The organism is Flavobacterium cheniae, assembly GCF_004363695.1.
Taxonomy (GTDB): Bacteria; Bacteroidota; Bacteroidia; order Flavobacteriales; family Flavobacteriaceae; genus Flavobacterium; species Flavobacterium cheniae.
In genome coordinates, this window is record NZ_SNZC01000013.1 from 1 (window position 1) to 2,792 (window position 2,792).

1 protein-coding gene is annotated in these 2,792 nt (G+C 42.3%); it reads left to right on the top strand.

Features of this window, described 5'->3' with window-relative positions:
- Window positions 1-2,792: beta strand repeat-containing protein (locus C8D80_RS12800; protein WP_394364584.1), on the top strand; the 2,792-nt coding region annotated here is incomplete at both ends.

The window sequence follows — 2,792 nt, forward strand, 5'->3', positions numbered from 1 at the left end:
AACACTATTGCATCAGGCACAAGTCAAACGGTTTGTATTAACAGTGCAATTACAAATATTACATTAGCAACTACAGGCGCAACAGGAGCAACCTTTGCAGGATTACCAGCAGGAGTTACTGGTTCATGGGCAGGAAACGTAGCTACGATAAGTGGAACACCAACCGCAAGTGGAATATTTAATTATACTGTAACTACAACAGGCGGATGTCCACCAGCGACAACCACAGGAACTATTACAGTTACACCATTGAACACTATTGCATCAGGCACAAGTCAAACGGTTTGTATCAATACAGCAATTACCAATATTACATTAGCAACTACAGGCGCAACAGGAGCAACCTTCGCAGGATTACCAGCAGGAGTTACCGGTTCATGGGCAGGAAACGTAGCTACGATAAGTGGAACGCCAACGGCAAGTGGAATATTTAATTATACTGTAACTACAACAGGCGGATGTCCACCAGCGACAACCACAGGAACTATTACAGTTACACCATTGAACACTATTGCATCAGGTACAAGTCAAACGGTTTGTATTAACAGTGCAATTACAAATATTACATTAGCAACTACAGGCGCAACAGGAGCAACCTTCGCAGGATTACCAGCAGGAGTTACCGGTTCATGGGCAGGAAACGTTGCTACGATAAGTGGAACACCAACGGCAAGTGGAATATTTAATTATACTGTAACTACAACAGGCGGATGTCCACCAGCTACAACCACAGGAACTATTACAGTTACACCATTGAACACTATTGCATCAGGCACAAGTCAAACGGTTTGTATTAACAGTGCAATTACAAATATTACATTAGCAACTACAGGAGCAACAGGAGCAACCTTTGCAGGATTACCAGCAGGAGTTACCGGTTCATGGGCAGGAAACGTTGCTACGATAAGTGGAACACCAACGGCAAGTGGAATATTTAATTATACTGTAACTACAACAGGCGGATGTCCACCAGCGACAACCACAGGAACTATTACAGTTACACCATTGAACACTATTGCATCAGGCACAAGTCAAACGGTTTGTATTAACAGTGCAATTACAAATATTACATTAGCAACTACAGGCGCAACAGGAGCAACCTTCGCAGGATTACCAGCAGGAGTTACCGGTTCATGGGCAGGAAACGTAGCTACGATAAGTGGAACACCAACGGCAAGTGGAATATTTAATTATACTGTAACTACAACAGGCGGATGTCCACCAGCGACAACCACAGGAACTATTACAGTTACACCATTGAACACTATTGCATCAGGCACAAGTCAAACGGTTTGTGTTAACAGTGCAATTACAAATATTACATTAGCAACTACAGGCGCAACAGGAGCAACCTTTGCAGGATTACCAGCAGGAGTTACTGGTTCATGGGCAGGAAACGTAGCTACGATAAGTGGAACACCAACCGCAAGTGGAATATTTAATTATACTGTAACTACAACAGGCGGATGTCCACCAGCGACAACCACAGGAACTATCAATGTTAATCCAACAGCTGTTCCAGTTACAGGATTTAGTTATTCTACACCGGTTTGTATTAATGGAACAAATCCAATTCCAACTACAGTTCCTGGGTTTACAACAGGAGGTAATTACAGTTCTCCTGGGCTATCAATAAATACATCTACAGGTGAAATTAATTTAGCGTTAAGTACAGCTGGAACTTATACAGTTACTTATTTTTATGGAGCGACTGCATGTGGAGCTGCTGGTAGTAGTACTTTTGATATTACAATTACTCCGTTACCATTAATTTCTTTAACATCAGTTGCAACAACAACAAACCAAACATTATGTATTAATACTCCTGTTACCAACATAACCTATGCAGTTACTAATGCAACAGGTGCTATTGTGTCAGGATTACCAGTAGGAGTTACTGGATCTTTTGCAGCTGGTGTGTTTACTATAAGTGGAACACCAACGGCAAGTGGAATATTTAATTATACTGTAACCACAACAGGTGGTTGTTCGCCTGCAGCGACAACCACAGGAACTATTACAGTTACACCACAAAACACTATTGCATCAGGCACAAGTCAAACGGTTTGTATCAATACAGCAATTACCAATATTACATTAGCAACTACAGGTGCAACAGGAGCAACCTTCGCAGGATTACCAGCAGGAGTTACTGGTTCATGGGCAGGAAACGTTGCTACGATAAGTGGAACACCAACGGCAAGTGGAATATTTAATTATACTGTAACTACAACAGGCGGATGTCCACCAGCAACAACCACAGGAACTATTACAGTTACACCATTGAACACTATTGCATCAGGCACAAGTCAAACGGTTTGTATTAACAGTGCAATTACAAATATTACATTAGCAACTACAGGCGCAACAGGAGCAACCTTTGCAGGATTACCAGCAGGAGTTACCGGTTCATGGGCAGGAAACGTAGCTACGATAAGTGGAACGCCAACCGCAAGTGGAATATTTAATTATACTGTAACTACAACAGGCGGATGTCCACCAGCGACAACCACAGGAACTATTACAGTTACACCATTGAACACTATTGCATCAGGCACAAGTCAAACGGTTTGTATCAATACAGCAATTACCAATATTACATTAGCAACTACAGGCGCAACAGGAGCAACCTTTGCAGGATTACCAGCAGGAGTTACCGGTTCATGGGCAGGAAACGTAGCTACGATAAGTGGAACACCAACCGCAAGTGGAATATTTAATTATACGGTAACTACAACAGGCGGATGTCCACCAGCGACAACCACAGGAACTATTACAGTTACACCATTAAA